Origin of the sequence: Corynebacterium sp. HMSC036E10 (genome assembly GCF_001836265.1) — a bacterium.
Classification (GTDB): Bacteria; Actinomycetota; Actinomycetes; order Mycobacteriales; family Mycobacteriaceae; genus Corynebacterium; species Corynebacterium coyleae.
Window position 1 is genome coordinate 1 of sequence record NZ_KV827989.1, and the last position, 15,031, is coordinate 15,031.

General features: G+C 61.7%; 16 protein-coding genes and 2 tRNA genes. 11 read left to right on the plus strand and 7 right to left on the minus strand.

The genetic code is table 11. The annotated features are described in order from the left end of the window. Positions 1 to 695: 695 nt before the first annotated feature. A complete protein-coding gene (locus tag HMPREF2736_RS12870; RefSeq protein WP_167615820.1) occupies positions 696 to 932 on the minus strand; it encodes a helix-turn-helix domain-containing protein in 237 nt (78 codons plus the stop codon). A 1,434-nt stretch (positions 933 to 2,366) separates the two neighbouring features. Between HMPREF2736_RS12870 and HMPREF2736_RS08305 the strand changes: the two genes are divergently transcribed. Together HMPREF2736_RS08305 and HMPREF2736_RS08310 are read left to right on the plus strand one after the other, a co-directional pair. Further along, positions 2,367 to 3,119, plus strand: a complete 753-nt coding sequence (locus HMPREF2736_RS08305; RefSeq protein WP_070829456.1) for an ABC transporter ATP-binding protein — start codon at positions 2,367 to 2,369, stop codon at positions 3,117 to 3,119. Between the two features lie 18 nt (positions 3,120 to 3,137). Further along, complete coding sequence (locus tag HMPREF2736_RS08310) at positions 3,138 to 5,681, plus strand: ABC transporter permease (RefSeq protein WP_070829457.1); 2,544 nt, start codon at positions 3,138 to 3,140, stop codon at positions 5,679 to 5,681. 3 nt (positions 5,682 to 5,684) lie between these two features. Here the strand turns inward: HMPREF2736_RS08310 and HMPREF2736_RS08315 are convergent, their stop codons facing one another. Genes HMPREF2736_RS08315 through HMPREF2736_RS08335 form a run of 5 tightly spaced genes read right to left on the minus strand, consistent with a single transcriptional unit; the run spans position 5,685 to position 8,555 of the window. Continuing rightward, positions 5,685 to 6,050 carry a FluC/FEX family fluoride channel gene (locus HMPREF2736_RS08315; protein ID WP_070422609.1) on the minus strand — a complete coding sequence of 122 codons (366 nt, stop codon included), beginning with the start codon at positions 6,048 to 6,050 and terminating at the stop codon, positions 5,685 to 5,687. Further along, the gene (locus HMPREF2736_RS08320; protein WP_083284794.1) at positions 6,043 to 6,393 is read right to left on the minus strand and encodes a CrcB family protein; all 351 of its coding nucleotides are present in this window, start codon (positions 6,391 to 6,393) and stop codon (positions 6,043 to 6,045) included. Before HMPREF2736_RS08320 ends, HMPREF2736_RS08315 begins: the two co-directional genes overlap by 8 nt. 18 nt (positions 6,394 to 6,411) lie before the next feature. Continuing rightward, positions 6,412 to 6,786, minus strand: coding sequence for a fluoride efflux transporter FluC (locus tag HMPREF2736_RS08325; protein WP_070829377.1), 375 nt, complete (start codon positions 6,784 to 6,786; stop codon positions 6,412 to 6,414). Beyond that, the gene (locus HMPREF2736_RS08330) at positions 6,779 to 7,126 is read right to left on the minus strand and encodes a CrcB family protein (RefSeq protein ID WP_070829378.1); all 348 of its coding nucleotides are present in this window, start codon (positions 7,124 to 7,126) and stop codon (positions 6,779 to 6,781) included. The genes HMPREF2736_RS08325 and HMPREF2736_RS08330 overlap by 8 nt, the downstream gene beginning before the upstream one ends. Positions 7,127 to 7,136: 10 nt before the next feature. Next, complete coding sequence (locus HMPREF2736_RS08335) at positions 7,137 to 8,555, minus strand: alanine/glycine:cation symporter family protein (protein ID WP_070829379.1); 1,419 nt, start codon at positions 8,553 to 8,555, stop codon at positions 7,137 to 7,139. Positions 8,556 to 8,670: 115 nt separating this feature from the next. Between HMPREF2736_RS08335 and pgm the strand changes: the two genes are divergently transcribed. The 9 genes from pgm to HMPREF2736_RS08380 all read left to right on the plus strand — a co-directional run bounded on the left by pgm (position 8,671) and on the right by HMPREF2736_RS08380 (position 14,080). Next, a complete protein-coding gene (pgm, locus tag HMPREF2736_RS08340) occupies positions 8,671 to 10,296 on the plus strand; it encodes a phosphoglucomutase (alpha-D-glucose-1,6-bisphosphate-dependent) (protein WP_070772019.1) in 1,626 nt (541 codons plus the stop codon). A gap of 18 nt (positions 10,297 to 10,314) precedes the next feature. Beyond that, entirely contained in the window at positions 10,315 to 10,797 is a 483-nt protein-coding gene (locus HMPREF2736_RS08345) for a MauE/DoxX family redox-associated membrane protein (protein ID WP_256365999.1), read from the plus strand. A 67-nt stretch (positions 10,798 to 10,864) separates the two neighbouring features. Continuing rightward, positions 10,865 to 11,656 carry a DsbA family protein gene (locus HMPREF2736_RS08350; protein ID WP_070422604.1) on the plus strand — a complete coding sequence of 264 codons (792 nt, stop codon included), beginning with the start codon at positions 10,865 to 10,867 and terminating at the stop codon, positions 11,654 to 11,656. Between the two features lie 152 nt (positions 11,657 to 11,808). Continuing rightward, positions 11,809 to 11,881: transfer RNA gene (locus HMPREF2736_RS08355), tRNA-Ala, on the plus strand. 27 nt (positions 11,882 to 11,908) lie between these two features. Then, positions 11,909 to 11,984: transfer RNA gene (locus HMPREF2736_RS08360), tRNA-Ala, on the plus strand. Positions 11,985 to 12,035: 51 nt separating this feature from the next. Continuing rightward, positions 12,036 to 12,482 (plus strand): methylated-DNA--[protein]-cysteine S-methyltransferase, encoded by a 447-nt coding sequence (locus HMPREF2736_RS08365; protein ID WP_070422603.1) that lies wholly within the window; start codon positions 12,036 to 12,038, stop codon positions 12,480 to 12,482. Then, entirely contained in the window at positions 12,475 to 13,236 is a 762-nt protein-coding gene (locus HMPREF2736_RS08370) for a fructosamine kinase family protein (protein ID WP_070422602.1), read from the plus strand. The genes HMPREF2736_RS08365 and HMPREF2736_RS08370 overlap by 8 nt, the downstream gene beginning before the upstream one ends. 47 nt (positions 13,237 to 13,283) lie before the next feature. Then, positions 13,284 to 13,664 (plus strand): type II toxin-antitoxin system prevent-host-death family antitoxin, encoded by a 381-nt coding sequence (locus HMPREF2736_RS08375; protein WP_070422601.1) that lies wholly within the window; start codon positions 13,284 to 13,286, stop codon positions 13,662 to 13,664. After that, positions 13,664 to 14,080 (plus strand): type II toxin-antitoxin system VapC family toxin, encoded by a 417-nt coding sequence (locus tag HMPREF2736_RS08380; protein ID WP_070422600.1) that lies wholly within the window; start codon positions 13,664 to 13,666, stop codon positions 14,078 to 14,080. Before HMPREF2736_RS08375 ends, HMPREF2736_RS08380 begins: the two co-directional genes overlap by 1 nt. On the opposite strand, the gene nadE is transcribed toward HMPREF2736_RS08380, so the two are convergent. Beyond that, a complete protein-coding gene (gene nadE, locus HMPREF2736_RS08385) occupies positions 14,077 to 14,895 on the minus strand; it encodes an ammonia-dependent NAD(+) synthetase (protein ID WP_371326417.1) in 819 nt (272 codons plus the stop codon). The genes HMPREF2736_RS08380 and nadE overlap by 4 nt on opposite strands. Positions 14,896 to 15,031: the final 136 nt, after the last annotated feature.

A 15,031-nucleotide genomic window follows, 5' to 3' on the forward strand; every position in this document is an offset into this window, starting at 1 on the left:
GAGTAGGTTACCGCCGACCCAACAACTTCACACATGAGGCACCCGCTTCCACCACCGGTGGAGGCGGGTGCGTTCGTTTGTTCGCAGACCTCACCCGGTCGACGCGGTAACACGGCATGCCCCCGGGCGGTTGTTGTGGGTAGCGCACGATATGGCGCCCGGCCCAGTATCAGACCATGATCCAGCGGACCTCCTCACCCTGGACGTCGTGGAGGACAGCTCCAGCTTTGACGGCTTTACCGTGATCGCGACGGCGGCAATCCCGCGTTAACGGGGATGGGATGTCGACGACACAGTGGCTGTGGCAGGGCCCTCGGGCGAGGCAGTTGAGGCCACCCTCGGCGGGCTATTGCAGAGTTCCAACATCCTGCAGTCGTTCGTAGTGTCGGACGAGGCGGCTGCGGCACAGGCTTTCGGGGTTAGGGCCGTGTCTTCATGATCGGGGTGAACAACGACGGCACAGTTGACTAAGCGCAGCTGCGGGTGAACCTCGAAGATGCGGTCCGCCTGGATATTGTCGTCCAAGTCCGCTCGACCGAGGACATGACCAGGGAAGTTGCTGCCCTGATCGCTCAGATGCCGTTTATCCTCTACGCGCTGCTCTCCTTGGCAGTGGTCATCGCCGTCCCACACAGTCAGTGGAACCTGCTGACGGTGGCCGCCCCCTATTTTCTGGGGCCCACCATCAGCAAGCGTTACACCACACTAAGGGACGCAACCGGAGTTTCAGCCAGTAGCGCGCGTACTTGTGGTTCAAAGGCATCGAAACTCGTGGTCTTTGCCCGACGCGGCGGATATTGCGGAGGTGAATCCGAAGCGAGTGCTCGCTCGACAGTCTTCTTCGCGCAGCCAACCTCGTTGGCGATCTTACGTATCGATAACCCCTGCCCACGCAGGTACCGGATCTGTGCCCATTGTTCCAAAGAAATCACCCATCCAATCTTTTTCGGATGGGCTACTTTTCGAGGAGCGTTTTGGGCTACTTTTCAAAGAGCGCTGACAGGCAGGAACATCGTCGGAGGAAATTGAAGCGGCACTGAAGGGTGGCAGCATACCCACTTCACTTCCGACAATCCGAGAAGAAGAGACCCCCACGCCAAGTGACGCCACGACCGATAGTTACCCGGATCCCATTCAGGCAACACAGGGAACCGAGGTTCCGGAATAAGATCGAACGAAACGAATGTCGTGGACACCCCTAAAGGAACTTAGAGAGAAACATGATCTATGTGGTTTTTGGTGCAGTGGTCGCGCTATTCATCTCCTTATGCATCATGGCAATCGGGTACCTAGTCCACCTTTCAGCTAAGCGGAAGGTGCTTTCTCCATACCGTTTCTTAGTCGTAATGGTTTTACTAGCACCCGTTTTTCTGATTTACGACATACGTAGCGATGAGATGTGTAGCGGCCTTTTCAATTATGCGGTCAGCGGTTACTTAATTACCGCAGTCATCATTAGTTCTCTGTGGCGCAGTATTGCGGATGGCCTCAGCGAAGCGCGAGAGTAGGAGCGGTCGCTAGGAGAGGGCGTTTATCCAGAGTTTCCCGCGAGGTATTTATACAAGGTGGTCCGCCCGATCCTCAGTCGGCGGGGCACTTCAAAGTCCACCCCCGGATGCTGTCATCGCCGAGTCGATACTGAATCGGCTTGTCGTTGGCGCTGAGATCATCACACTGGAAGGACCGAACATGCGCCTCGAAGCCAATACGCAGTAGCGGCTCATAGTCAACGCCCGGGTGTTACCCGATACTCACCCGAGCGTTACTGGATACTCACCACAGTGTTACTAAATCCATGGTCCCAACACAATGTGGAGCGGAGAAGCGCGCCACCAAATTACCGACCGCCCATTGGTTGGTGTCGACCAACTTGTCCGCAATGCAGAGCAACAATGGCTGCTACTAGGTCATCGGCAACGGAATCGTTGGTCTGTACCCACTAGTCCGCAATGCGGAGTCAGTAACCGAACGGGCTTCACTATGCCGCTGCATAGTTGGTGCTTACCCATTAGTCCGCAATGCGGAGTGAGAAAGTCCGCAACTTGGTTGACGACAGCAGATTCGTTGGGGTTCACCCACTAGTCCGCAATGTAGAGTCAAGACTCGAACCTGCCGTAGACCCCAGCCTCGCAGTTGGCGAACCGCCATCAATGCAAAATGACGCCTGATCGGCTGCAGGTTCTTACACTCCGCCCAGGTCGGCGAAAGGTGTGATGTGCGGTTTTACTCTCCCGGTTCGTTTAGAGACCTAGCCGCAGCGGTTGAGGAGTCACAAACGGTGAAGTTGCTTGCTGGTGTGGTGGTCGTCGTAGAGAAATTGCACGAAATCAGCGATGTGGGGCCTGGGCCGTATAGTCGGCAAAGGAATGAATTGCCGCAGGGAGGATCACGTGAGCGTTGCAGCAGCACGAGCAGTCAACTTGAGAAAGTCTTACGGGCAGGGCGATACGGAAGTAGTGGCTCTTGATGGGGTGAACGTTGAGTTTCGGCAGGGTGAGTTCACCGCGATCATGGGCCCGTCGGGATCGGGCAAGTCGACGCTGATGCACGTGATGGCTGGGCTAGATTCGGCGACGTCGGGCGAGGTGTTTGTCGGCGGGACGGAGTTGTCGCAGTTAAACGATAAGGAACTGACGGCTCTGCGGCGGGACCGATTGGGGTTCATCTTTCAGTCGTTCAACTTGGTGCCCACGCTGACGGCGTCGGAGAACATTCAACTGCCAACGAACATTGCCGGCCGGACTGTGGATAGGGCGTGGTTTGATGAGATCACCGAACGCCTTGGTTTATCGAAGCGACTGAGCCATAGGCCTGCGGAGTTGTCGGGTGGTCAGCAGCAGCGTGTGGCGTGTGCCCGTGCGTTCGTGTCGCGGCCGGAGATCATTTTTGGTGACGAGCCGACGGGCAACCTGGACTCTAACTCGTCGCGTGAGGTGCTGAGCATTTTGCGGACGGCGGTGGATCAGTATGACCAGACGGTGGTGATTGTGACGCATGACGCGAGGGCGGCGTCGTATGCGGATCGTGTGGTGTTTTTGCGGGACGGGAACATCGTTAATGAACTGCGCAACCCGGATATGGATGCCATTTTGGGTGTCATGGCGACGATGGAGGACTAGGGGCCAGTGAACTCCACGATGAATAAGGTGTCGCTGCGTAACCTTGCGGCGCACAAACTGCGGCTCGCGCTGACGGTGTTGGCGGTGGTGCTTGGCACGTCGTTCCTGTCTGGTGCGCTGATGTTCACCAACATGCTGTCGTCGACGTTCGACTCTGCCGTAGACACTGTGCTTGACGACGTCGATGCGGTGGTGCGCCCAGCCGAGGGCGAAAGTGCCTTAGACAAGGAGACAGTCGACGGCATTCGGGCGAATGGGGACGTTGATCGTGTGAACCTGATGGCTGATGAGTCGGTTGTTATCGCGACTGACAATGAGGTGGCGGTGCAGACGCGTCTCGGGTCCTCGCGGCTGGGGGTGTTTTACGAGCCGCAGGACACGGTTGGCCGAACGGTCGAGGTGGTCGAAGGTCACGCACCGAAAGAGATCGGCGATGCGGTGATCAACGCCAATGGTGCTGAAGAATACGGCCTGCATGTTGGGCAGGAGATCATCGTGGTGGACCGCGATGGTCGGAATACGGTGCGCATCACTGGGCTTATCGACGACCCCCTGGTGCAGGCCACCTCTCTACGCCTCGGGGTAACGCCAGAGACTTTCTTGGACTTCTACTCCTATAGCGACCGATATCCCGCGGTGACGGTAGGGGCGAAGGAGGACGTGGGGGACGCAGAGGTGGTGGACAATCTGCGGAGTGAGTTTCCTGACTTGAAAATTGAGACGGGGGCGAAGGTAGCGGAGGAGACGTCGGCGCAGATTCGGGATGCGTTGAGTTTTGTCACGTACTTCTTGGTGGCGTTCGGGCTGGTTGGTCTTTTGGTAGGCACGTTTCTGATCGCGAACACCTTCTCTATGATCGTGGCGCAACGCACGAAGGAGTTCGCGCTGCTGCGGGCTCTGGGGGCGTCGCGCGGGCAGATCACACGCTCGGTGGCGTTGGAGGCAGCATTGGTCGGCCTGTTGGGCTCCGCGCTTGGTGTGGTGGCTGGTGCCGGGCTGGTGTTGGTGATTCGTGCGGGGATGAACTCGTTTGGCATGCCACTTCCACAATCAGGGGTGGGGCTGTCTGTTGATGCGGTGGCGGTGCCGCTGGTCGTCGGCACGGTGGTGACGGTGCTTTCCGCGCTGGCGCCGGCGCGGAAGGCCGGCAAGGTCCGGCCGGTGGAGGCGATGCGGGCGAGCGAGGCCGCGACGCCGCAGCCGCTGGTGTGGCGCACGGTTGTCGGCGCGGTGTTGGTCGTTGTGGCGGTTGCCGCTGCGGGTTACGCAATGACGTGGGATGACGGTGCGACTCGCCACCGGGCGATCCTGGTTGGTGTGGCTGCGCTGAGTGTGATCAGTGGGTTGTTCCTTGCGGGGCCTGCACTGAGCCTTCCGGTTGTGCCGCCGTTGGGGCGCCTGATCGGGGCACCGTTCGGTGAGGTGGGCAGGCTTGCGTCGACAAATACGCGGCGCAACCCGCGCCGGACCGCAACGACGGCGTTCGCGCTGATGCTGGGGATTGCGCTGGTGACCATGATTGGCATGCTTGGCGCGTCGATGAAGCAGTCGGTGGATGACGTGGCCGCAAGCGAGGTCAATGCGGACTATGTGCTGATGGGCCCGGAGATGGGTTCTTTCCCGGTCCCGGGGGATCTGCCGGACAGGCTCGCTGAGGTGGACGGTGTGGGCAATATCGCGTCGTACACTCAGGCGCCGATCACGGTCGACGGAGAGTTTGGCCACCAGTTCGGGCCGGTCGGGATGACGGATGTGCTGCGCGGTGACCCGTCGGATCTTATCGACCTCAACGTGGTCGACGGCGACGTATCGCTGACTGGTGACTCGCTGATCGCACCGGAGCACATCGCCCAAGAGCGCGGCTGGAAGGTCGGTGATACAGTCCAAGTGGCCGCACCGAGTGCTCCGGGAAAGACCGTCGACGTGACGGTTGCCGGCCTGTTTAGTGGGTCGAATGTGTTGCAGATGTTTGTGGTGTCGGATTCGGCGGCGGCGAAGGTGTCGTCGATAAGCAATACGCGCCTGCTGATGGTGGGCGTTGACAGCGACGGCTCCACCGATCTGGAGACGCTGCGCGCGCGGCTGGAAGATGAGGTGCGCGGCGACATTGTGGTGCAGGTGCGCTCCGCGGAGGAGATGAGTGGCGAGGTCACTGCATTGATCGATCAGATGCTGTTCATCCTGTACGCGCTGTTGTCGCTGGCTGTGGTGGTGGCGGTGCTTGGCATTGTGAATACGCTGACGCTGTCCGTGATTGAGCGTAGGCAGGAGATTGGTATGTTGCGCGCGGTGGGCTCGCAACGCAGGCAGATCCGCACGATGATCCTGCTGGAGTCGGTGCAGATGACGGTCTACGGCGCGGTGCTGGGCGTGCTGCTGGGGCTTGGTCTCGGTTGGGCGTTCCTGACGGTGCTTGAGAGCCAAGGCTTGACGACGATTGCCGTACCCACCGGGCTCATCGCCACCGTCCTGGCTGCCTCGGTAGTAGTGGGGCTGCTCGCCGCAGTGTGGCCGGGCCAGCGTGCTGCGAAGACACCGCCACTGGATGCGATTGCGGAGTAGGGCTTAGCGGGTGGCGAACGACGCCACCTGCGCACCGATTCCGGCCGCGAGCACCGCGAACGCCGCGGTGCTTATCCCGTACTCGGCGGCGAGGCGGAACTTGCCGTCTTTAATCAACGCCCCGAGTTGGCGGGCCAACAGTGACAGTGTTGAAAGTGCGCCGGCAAACCCAACACCAACGGCGGTTTGCCACATGGAAGGCAGGAAGATTGCCACGCCGATGATGCCGGAGGCGGCGATGTTGGCAATGAAGGTTGCCATCAACAGGTTATGCACGACGGCCATGATCGCCCAACGCACAAACCCGCCGAGCATGCCGCCGAAAAAGACACCGAGGACGGCGCCGAGCATCCACGTTGCATCAGACATGGTGCTTCACCCGTGACGCATCTCCGGCCATCCACGCCAATGTGGCAGAGACAAGCCCGAGCGTGATGATGAACGCCGCCCACAGCACCGACGAGTGGGATGAGGCCAATGCCACTGCGGAAAGGGTGCTGAACCCGCCGAGGAAACCCACGCCCCAAAACGGCCCCGGCGCGAAGTAGCCCATGGCGTAGCAGGCGGTGAGGTTCACTGCGAAGGTGACGGCTAGGGCGAGCGCTTCCGGGGTGGCGGGGTTGACCCAAATGAGCAAAATGAAGCGTGCAAGCGCCCCGCAGCCAGCACCGAGGGCAACGATGAGGCCGGTTTTCAGGGATGTTATCTGCACGTCTGTCCAGTGTAACCGTTAAGCGCCAAAGGCTCGAAGGCCCCAGCGCAGACCGAACCAGGCAGCCAGGATGCCGATCACGGCGGTGGACAGGCCATAGCGGAGGGCCTCGCCGTGCTTTTTCGCCTTGATGAGCTCGCCGAGTTCTTTGGCAAAGGTGGACCAGGTGGATAGCGCGCCGGCGAACCCGACGCCGAGGGCTAACTGCCAGGCCACCGGGGTGGTGACGGCGAAGCCTGCGACGGTGGAACCGACGACGTTGGCGGCGAAGGTGGCGGCGTGGGCGTTGTGGATGATGCGGGTCAGTGCGTAGCGGGCGGCGCCGCCGAACAGTGCGCCGGCGAAGACGGCGGCGAGGGTGAGGGCGAGGCTAAGCGCGGCGATGTTAAGCATTGCGGCGGCTCCTGAGTGCGTCGCCGGCGAACCACGCGCCGATGGCGGTGGCGTAGCTCAGCGCAATGATGCCGAGGGCCTCGATGGCCTGCGATTGCATCGCGGCTACAGAGACGGCGGAGTAGGTGGTTAAGCCACCGAGGAAGCCCGTGCCCCACAGCGGGCCGGGCTTGAACAGGCCCATGGCGAAGCAGCCAGCGATGTTCACCGCGAAGGTCAGGGCCAGGGCAGCGGTGGAGCCGGGGGCGGCGCCGAGGATGACGAGGTGTCTGACCACTGCCCCCAACGCCGCGCCGAGGGCGACGGTGAAGGTGGTGGTGAGGGTGTCGTCGATACGCATGGGCGCGAGCCTAGTGCCAATCCATCTTCTGGCGTTCAACGAACGCCGCGACCTCCTCCGGCGACTTCTTCAGGTGCGGATCCCACGCGAGGTACTCGCGGGTCTCGCGCACCACAACGCCGGACAGCAGGAGCAGGCCGATCAGGTTCGGGATGGCCATGAGCCCGTTGGACAGGTCGGAGAAGGTCCACGCCAACTCCAGGGAAGCAACCGCGCCGACAAAGGACAAGGCGGTGAAGAACATGCGGTAGGGGATCGACGCCCAGTCGCCGAACAGGGCGACGATGGCGCGCTCGCCGTAGTAGGACCAGCCCAGGATGGTGGAAAACGCGAAGAAGATCAGCGCCACGGAAACGATCAGGCTGCCCCACTCACCGGGAAGTGCCTGGCCGAAGGCGGAGGCGGTCATGATGGCGGCTTCCTCGCGGCCCATGTCCCAGGTGCCGGCGGTGACGATGACGAGGCCGGTGATGGTGACGACGATGATGGTGTCGATAAACGTCTGCGTCATGGAAACGAGAGCCTGGCGCGCCGGGTGCTGCGTCTTGGCTGCCGCGGCGGCGATGGCGGCGGAACCCATGCCGGATTCGTTGGAGAAAATACCGCGGGCGACACCGAACTGGATGGCCAGCATGATGCCGGAGCCGACGAAGCCGCCGGTGGCAGCGGTGCCGGTGAATGCGTCGGTGAAGATGGTGGCAATCGCGGCCGGTACGCGGTCTGCCATAAGTACCAGTGCGGTGATGCCGCCGCCGACGTAAATGACAATCATCAGCGGTACGAACGCTGCGGTGATCTTGCCGATGCCCTCAATGCCGCCCAGGACGGCAGCGCCAACGGCGAAGAAGATGATCACGCCGGCCACGTTGGCGCTGATGCCAAACGCGTCGTGCATGCCGGCGGCGATGGAGTTGCCCTGCGCGAGGTTGCCAATGCCGAAGGACGCGAAGATGGTGAACAGGGTAAACGCGGCGGCGAGGAATTTGCCGAAGCCGCCGCCGACACCAGTCTTCAGGTACTCGTGCGGGCCGCCCTGCTGCTTGCCCTTCTTGTCGGTGGTGCGGAAGCGCACACCCAGGTAGGCCTCGGAGTACTTCGACGCCATGCCGACGATGCCGGTGAGCCAGATCCAAAACAGTGCACCAGGGCCACCGATGGAGATTGCGGTGGCCACACCGACGATGTTGCCGGTGCCCACCGTCGCCGCCAGCGCGGTGGTCAGTGCCTGGTAGTTGGAGATGTCGCCCGCGCCCTCTTCAGCCTTATCGACGAACGCATGACGCGTCGCCCGACCCAGCGTGCGGAACTGGATACCGCGCAGCCGGACAGTGAGGAACAAACCAGTGCCCAGCAGCAGCGGAATGAGGACGAAAGGCCCCCAAACTATGGACGAGATAGTGCTCAAAATGTCGTTGAGGGTGGAAGCCATGCGGAAGAGTAAAGCATACGCATAGCAGAATAATATAAAACTGGCAGAGTTTAGATTCACGGACGATGATGGAGCTGTCCATACACACCCTCAGCCCGCAACAAAAGGAGCCCCCATGGCACACGAGCGCGCCGGCCAACCCGCCCGCGACGAGGACCTCATCGACATTGCCGAGCTGGTCACCGCCTACTACACCCGCGATATCGACCCCGACAATGTGGACCAGCAAGTGGTGTTCGGCACCTCGGGTCACCGCGGGTCGTCGTTAGATAATGCATTCAACGAAGCGCATATCTTGGCGACGACGCAGGCGATCGTCGATTACCGCCGCGGCGAAGGCATCACCGGTCCGGTCTACATCGGCCGTGACCCCCACGCCCTGTCGGAGCCGGCGATGGTTTCCGCGCTCGAGGTGCTCATTGCCAACGAGGTACCAGTGCGTGTCGACGCCGCCGGGCGCTACACCCCAACCCCAGCCGTCTCTCACGCGATTTTGACCCACCCCGGCGGAAGCGCCGACGGCATCGTGGTTACCCCATCGCACAACCCACCGCGCGACGGCGGCTTTAAATACAACCCGCCAAGCGGCGGACCCGCACCGGCGGAAGCTACGGACTGGATTGCGCGCCGGGCCAACGAATACATTGCCGCAGGCCTGAGGGGCGTGAAGCGGGTATCGGTCAGTGGCGTGCTGGACGAGCGTGCGGAGAAGTTCGGCTACCTCGATCACTACGTCTCCGACCTGGACAGCGTGGTGGATATGGACGCCATCAAGGCATCTGGCCTGCACGTCGGCGCAGACCCGATGGGTGGGGCGAGCGTGGACTACTGGGGAGCGATCGGGGAGCGCTACGGGCTGAACCTCGTGGTGGTCAACCCACGCGTGGACGCCACCTGGCGGTTCATGACCCTGGACACCGACGGCAAGATCCGCATGGACTGCTCCAGTGCAGACTCCATGGCATCGCTCGTGCATAACCGCGACAAGTACGACCTGGCCACCGGCAACGACGCCGACGCGGACCGCCACGGCATTGTCACCCCGGACGCCGGGCTGATGAACCCGAATCACTACCTCGCCGTGGCCATCGAGTACCTGTTTAGTCACCGCGACGGCTGGGCGAAGGACACGGCGGTGGGCAAGACCTTGGTGTCCTCGTCGATGATCGACCGCGTTGTCGCATCGCTCGGGCGTGACCTCGTCGAGGTCCCGGTTGGATTCAAGTGGTTCGTGCCAGGACTCGTCAGCGGCACCATCGGCTTCGGTGGCGAAGAATCCGCCGGTGCGTCCTTCCTGCGCAAAAACGGCAAGGTCTGGTCCACCGACAAGGACGGCCTGATCATGGACCTGCTCGCCGCCGAAATCACTGCGGTAACAGGCAAAACTCCGTCGCAGCGCTACGCCGAGCTCGAAGCGCAGTACGGCTCGCCTGCATATGCGCGTATCGACGCCCCCGCAAACCGCGAAGAAAAAGCCACCCTGAAGGCCCTTTCGCCCGACCAAGTGCAGGCGAGTGAACTGGCGGGTGAGGTTATCTCTGCAAAGCTAACGGAGGCCCCAGGAAACGGCGCGGCCATCGGCGGACTGAAGGTGACCACCGAAAACGCCTGGTTTGCCGCGCGCCCCTCCGGCACCGAAGACAAGTACAAGATCTACGCCGAATCGTTCCTCGGCGCGGAGCACGTGGCGCAGGTGCAGGAAGAAGCCAAAGCGCTCGTGTCACAGGTCTTGGGCAAATAGGGGAGTAGAATCAGCCGAGTGAGCACAACGACAGCCGCGCCTGCAACGCGCGACACAAAAACACTGGTCCTGGACGTGTTGTCCGCGTTAGCGCGGTTCTACATGGCCTACATTTGGATCTCTGCTGGGTGGGCAAAAATTGGTGTCCACCTGGATACCGCCAAAACCATCGAGGCCTACGAAATCTTCACCCCAGCCTGGTCCGACTTGCTGGCCCATATCATCGGGCCGCTCGAGCTCGCAGGTGGTTTGTTGCTGCTGCTGGGCATCAACCTGCGCTGGTCGGGCAAGGTGTCCATCTACGTGCTCGTGCTGTTCATCATCGGCATGCTGTCCGCTTGGCAGCGGGGACTCGTTATCGACTGTGGTTGTTTCGACCCGTCCGCAGCCGGCGAAGGGGAGACGAATCTGCTCGCTACGGTGTTCCGCGATGTCATCTACATCGCCATCACAGGCTTCATGATGTGGCGCCCGTTTAAGAAGTTTGCAATTTACCCCTAAACTTGACCGTTGTACGCAGTACCCGTCCACCGCGCCGTGATCGCGGCGCCAATAACAGGAGACACGTGTGACCACACGCAAAGTGCAAAACCCGAACCAGAGCGGTAGCAAGGCCTTCATCTGGGCCGTCGTCGCTGTTATCGCGATTGCTCTGCTTGTCATCGGCATCATTGTCTACAACGGCAAGGCAAACCGCAGCGCTGCAAAGCAGGCGGAGATGATCGACGTCACCGGTATCAACGTCGAGTGGAACCAAGAAGAAGACATCATCCACATCACCGGCGAAAACAAGGATGCCAACAAGGCTGAACTTTTCGAGGACTTCTCCTGCTCCCACTGTGCAGACCTGCACGTTGCTACCGATGAGCAGATGCTGGAGAAGGTCCGCGCGGGTGAAATCAACGTGGACCTGCGCCCGATGACCGCACTGGATGGCGGCATGACGGGCCACTCCACCAAGGCACTGGCTGCCGAGCTGGCGCTGCTGGCCCACGGCGATTTCTCTTCCGCGTTCACCTTGCGCAACTTCCTGTTTGAGAACCAGCAGTCGGCGTACAACAAGTACGACGAGAACGGCTTCGCAGATCTGGCCGCAGACTACGGTGCAAGCGATGAGGCTGTGAAGGATATTCGCGACGGCAAGTTCATCGACACCGCGAAGCGTCTTGGCGACGACAACCGCAAGTACCAGGAAGACAAGACCGGTGAGGCATGGACCCCGCGCGTGCTTGTCGATGGCGAGGATGTGGAAAAGCTCGTCGATATTGAGGAACTCCGAGAGATCACGGGCAACCCGAACCTCGACGAGAAGGAGGACTCTCCGCGTGACTTCTGGCCGGAGGTCCTGGCCAGCCGCTAAACACAAAGACCAATATCGGCTTTTAGCCCCAAGCGGCCTGCATTTGCCCAGGTCGCATCCTGAAGCGGTGGCTAAAAGCCGATATCGCCTTTTGTTGGGGCTGGCGATTTGGCCGGGGGCGGGCTGGCCCGGTATATTGACCAAAGTTCCAAGGGGCTATGGCGCAGTTGGTAGCGCACCACACTGGCAGTGTGGGGGTCACGGGTTCGAATCCCGTTAGCTCCACTCCACAACTACATACCGTTTACACGCGGGGCTATGGCGCAGTTGGTAGCGCACCACACTGGCAGTGTGGGGGTCACGGGTTCGAATCCCGTTAGCTCCACCACGAAGGCTGTCCGACCGTTTGGTCGGGCAGCCTTTCTCGTATCGTGGGCCCATGGATACTTCAATCGGTCAGCTTGGGGTGGTGACCTCAGCAGGTGCCGTTTCGAGGGTGCTGTTGCCCGGGGATGCAGGGCAGTCGCGTATCGACGACACCGTCACCGCTGCCCTCGCCACCCAACAGATCGCCGAGTATTTCGCCGGGGAGCGCAGGGCGTTCGACGTGCCACTGAACCTGGATGGCGTGACCGAGTTCCGGGCTGAGGTGCTGCGGGCGCTCATGGAGGTCCCGTACGGTGAGACGACGACGTATGGGGAGTTGGCTCGGGCGGTGGGCCGCCCCAAAGCAGTGCGCGCAGTGGGAAGCGCCTGTGCGACGAATCCGCTTCCGATCCTGATCCCGTGCCACCGCGTGCTGCGCAGCGATGGCGCGCTTGGGGGCTACCGTGGCGGGACAGAAGCAAAACGTTTCCTACTGGCATTGGAGAGCATTGATGTCTGACACGTTTGTGAAGCACGGCAGCGCGCCAGGAGCGGCGGCAGCCGAGGCCGCGTACCTGCGCTGGCTGCGTGAGGGCTCGGCTGCCGTCGTGGAGGTGTTGGACCTTGACGAGGAGGCGAACACGCTGACCATCGAGCGGGTCGACAGTGCCCGCCCCACCAAAGACGCAGCGAGACAGGCGGGACGCGAGTTGGCGGCCATCCACGCGATGGGTGCGGATGCGTTTGGTGCGCCGGCAAAAGGCTGGGAGGGGCCGAACTTCATTGGCACCCGCGAGCAGGCCTGTCGGCCAGAGAAACGGTGGGCGGTGTTCTATACCGAGCAGCGCGTCCTGCCGTTCGCGGAAAATGCGGTGCGTGCGGGCAACCTGAACCGGGAAGGACTGGAGACGGTGCGGCGCGTCTGCGACGCACTGGTGCGGGAAGACGGGGAGGCTCCCTTGGCGCGCATTCATGGCGACCTGTGGACGGGCAACCTGCTGTTTTCGCCGGAAGGCCCGCGTTTTATCGACCCGGCCGCGCACGGCGGGCACCCGTTGACCGACTTCGCGATGCTGGAGCTGTTCGGAGCGCCGTACCTCGACGCGATCGTCGGCGGCTACATCGACGCCGGAGGCGAGCTCGGACAGGATTGGCAGCGGCGCATCGCGATCCACCAGATGCACCCGCTTGCGGTGCACGCCTGGACACACGGTCCGTCGTACGGATCGGCGCTGGTGCGGGCGGCAGAAGAGTCCTTGCGGGTTGTTGGGTAGCACACTATCCTGCAATGTAAGACATGTAATACATCGGGAGGTGTCGCATGAACATCGAGGAACGCCTACAGGCGCTGTTAGCGAGACAAGCCGACGGCACCACGGTGTCGATGCGCCAACTAAATCAGAAGACGCGTGCTGTGATCGACCGTGTTTCGAAGGAGGGGGTCACGTTGACCGTGACCGACAGGGGAGTGCCAATCGCGGAAATTCGTCCGGTGAGCCAGAAAACCGGACTAGATCGACTCGAGGAGCTTGGGCTGCTTGCGCAGAAGGGAAAAGTCTTCGAAGAAGGGTGGAGGCCCGCAGCGTCTGCAGTATCGCTTGAAGAGTGGTTGGAAGAAGAGCGCGGGGAAGATCGCTTAGAACGGGTGATGGCGGATCTGCAGGCTCTCGACTTGGCGCGTACCGAAAAGGGCGAAGGGTGATGACTGGGGTGGAGCCGCTTGCATATGTCGATGCATCTGTACTGATTGCCTCCTCGGGCAGGGAGGCGCATAGCGAGTGGGCTTTGTCTGTGCTCTGGGGAAAGGCTTTGGTGAGCTCGGCCATCGTGCGTGTGGAGTTAGCTCGTTTTGCGCATCGAATGGGCTACGGCGCCGAAGATTTGAGCGAATTGGAATCTAGAGTCTCGTTCCTCAGTATCGATGATCGCGTCATTGAGGCGGCAGTTGCAGTGAGTGGAGAAGCGAAAGCCTTGGACGCCCTGCATGTTGGGACTTGGGCAAGGATGCAATCACTAGGGCTGAACTGCCCATTCATTACGGCGGACCGGAAACAAGCAGCAGCTGCACTATCGGTAGGGGCGACGGTGGTTCACCCCTATGGTGGAGATCTGCTCTAGCTGCGCCACCAAGAGTCGGCAGGGCCCGGCGGCATGTGGCGCTTGTGCTGGCCGATGCGCCACAGGTGCTCGAGGCGCTTCTGGGCGTCGGCGGGGATGGTCTTGCCTTCGAGGTAGTCGTCGATGTGCGCGTAGGTGATGCCAAGCGCTTCCTCGTCGGGAAGGGCTGGGCGGTCCTCCTCCAGATCGGCGGTGGGCACCTTCTCCCACAGGCGCGGATCGGCGTCGAGGTGCTTGAGCATTGTCGCACCCTGGCGCTTGTTCAAGCCTGCCAGTGGGATGAGGTCGGCCGCGCCATCGCCGTGCTTGGTGAAAAACCCGGTGACGTTCTCCGCTGCGTGATCGGAGCCGATGACCAGCAGGCCACGCTCACCAGCGATGGCGTACTGGGCGATCATGCGCATACGTGCCTTGACGTTGCCTTTGTTGAAGTCGCCGAGTCCCTCCACACCGAGCGCGCCTGCGACGGCTCCGGACAGCGCGGTGGTGGCCGGCTCAATGTCCACGGTTACCGTCTCGTCCGGAGCAATGAACCGCAGCGCCAGTTGCGCGTCGTCCTCGTCGGCCTGCACGCCGTGGGGGAGACGGACAGCGACAAACTCGGCAGCCGAGCCAGCCTCGCGTCGCTTCACTACCGCGAGCTGGGCCAACTTGCCGGCGAGGGTGGAGTCCTGCCCGCCGGAAATGCCAAGCACGTAGCCTTTTGCGCCGGTGCGGTCGAGGTAATCGGCCAAGAATTGCACGCGGCGGTCGATCTCTGCGGCAGGGTCGATAACGGGGGACACGCCGAGTGCGGCGATGATCTCGGATTGCATAGCGCTCATCGTATATGGGAGGGGGATACGTGAGGGTTTTGATTCAGCGCGGGTGATGTGTAACATTTATCCCCGTGTTGCGACTCGGCAGTTCGCCGTGCGTCGCTAATTGCAGGTAATCCGAGCAGAAAGGAGC

What these genes read in the sequence shown, in the direction of transcription:
- HMPREF2736_RS08305 (WP_070829456.1), top strand. Translation starts at nt 2,367, where the DNA reads ATGAATTGCCGCAGGGAGGATCACGTGAGCGTTGCAGCAGCACGAGCA.
- HMPREF2736_RS08310 (WP_070829457.1), top strand. Translation starts at nt 3,138, where the DNA reads ATGAATAAGGTGTCGCTGCGTAACCTTGCGGCGCACAAACTGCGGCTC.
- HMPREF2736_RS08315 (WP_070422609.1), bottom strand. Translation starts at nt 6,050, where the DNA reads ATGTCTGATGCAACGTGGATGCTCGGCGCCGTCCTCGGTGTCTTTTTC.
- HMPREF2736_RS08325 (WP_070829377.1), bottom strand. Translation starts at nt 6,786, where the DNA reads ATGCTTAACATCGCCGCGCTTAGCCTCGCCCTCACCCTCGCCGCCGTC.
- HMPREF2736_RS08330 (WP_070829378.1), bottom strand. Translation starts at nt 7,126, where the DNA reads ATGCGTATCGACGACACCCTCACCACCACCTTCACCGTCGCCCTCGGC.
- HMPREF2736_RS08335 (WP_070829379.1), bottom strand. Translation starts at nt 8,555, where the DNA reads ATGGCTTCCACCCTCAACGACATTTTGAGCACTATCTCGTCCATAGTT.
- pgm (WP_070772019.1), top strand. Translation starts at nt 8,671, where the DNA reads ATGGCACACGAGCGCGCCGGCCAACCCGCCCGCGACGAGGACCTCATC.
- HMPREF2736_RS08365 (WP_070422603.1), top strand. Translation starts at nt 12,036, where the DNA reads ATGGATACTTCAATCGGTCAGCTTGGGGTGGTGACCTCAGCAGGTGCC.
- HMPREF2736_RS08370 (WP_070422602.1), top strand. Translation starts at nt 12,475, where the DNA reads ATGTCTGACACGTTTGTGAAGCACGGCAGCGCGCCAGGAGCGGCGGCA.
- HMPREF2736_RS08375 (WP_070422601.1), top strand. Translation starts at nt 13,284, where the DNA reads ATGAACATCGAGGAACGCCTACAGGCGCTGTTAGCGAGACAAGCCGAC.
- HMPREF2736_RS08380 (WP_070422600.1), top strand. Translation starts at nt 13,664, where the DNA reads ATGACTGGGGTGGAGCCGCTTGCATATGTCGATGCATCTGTACTGATT.
- nadE (WP_371326417.1), bottom strand. Translation starts at nt 14,895, where the DNA reads ATGCAATCCGAGATCATCGCCGCACTCGGCGTGTCCCCCGTTATCGAC.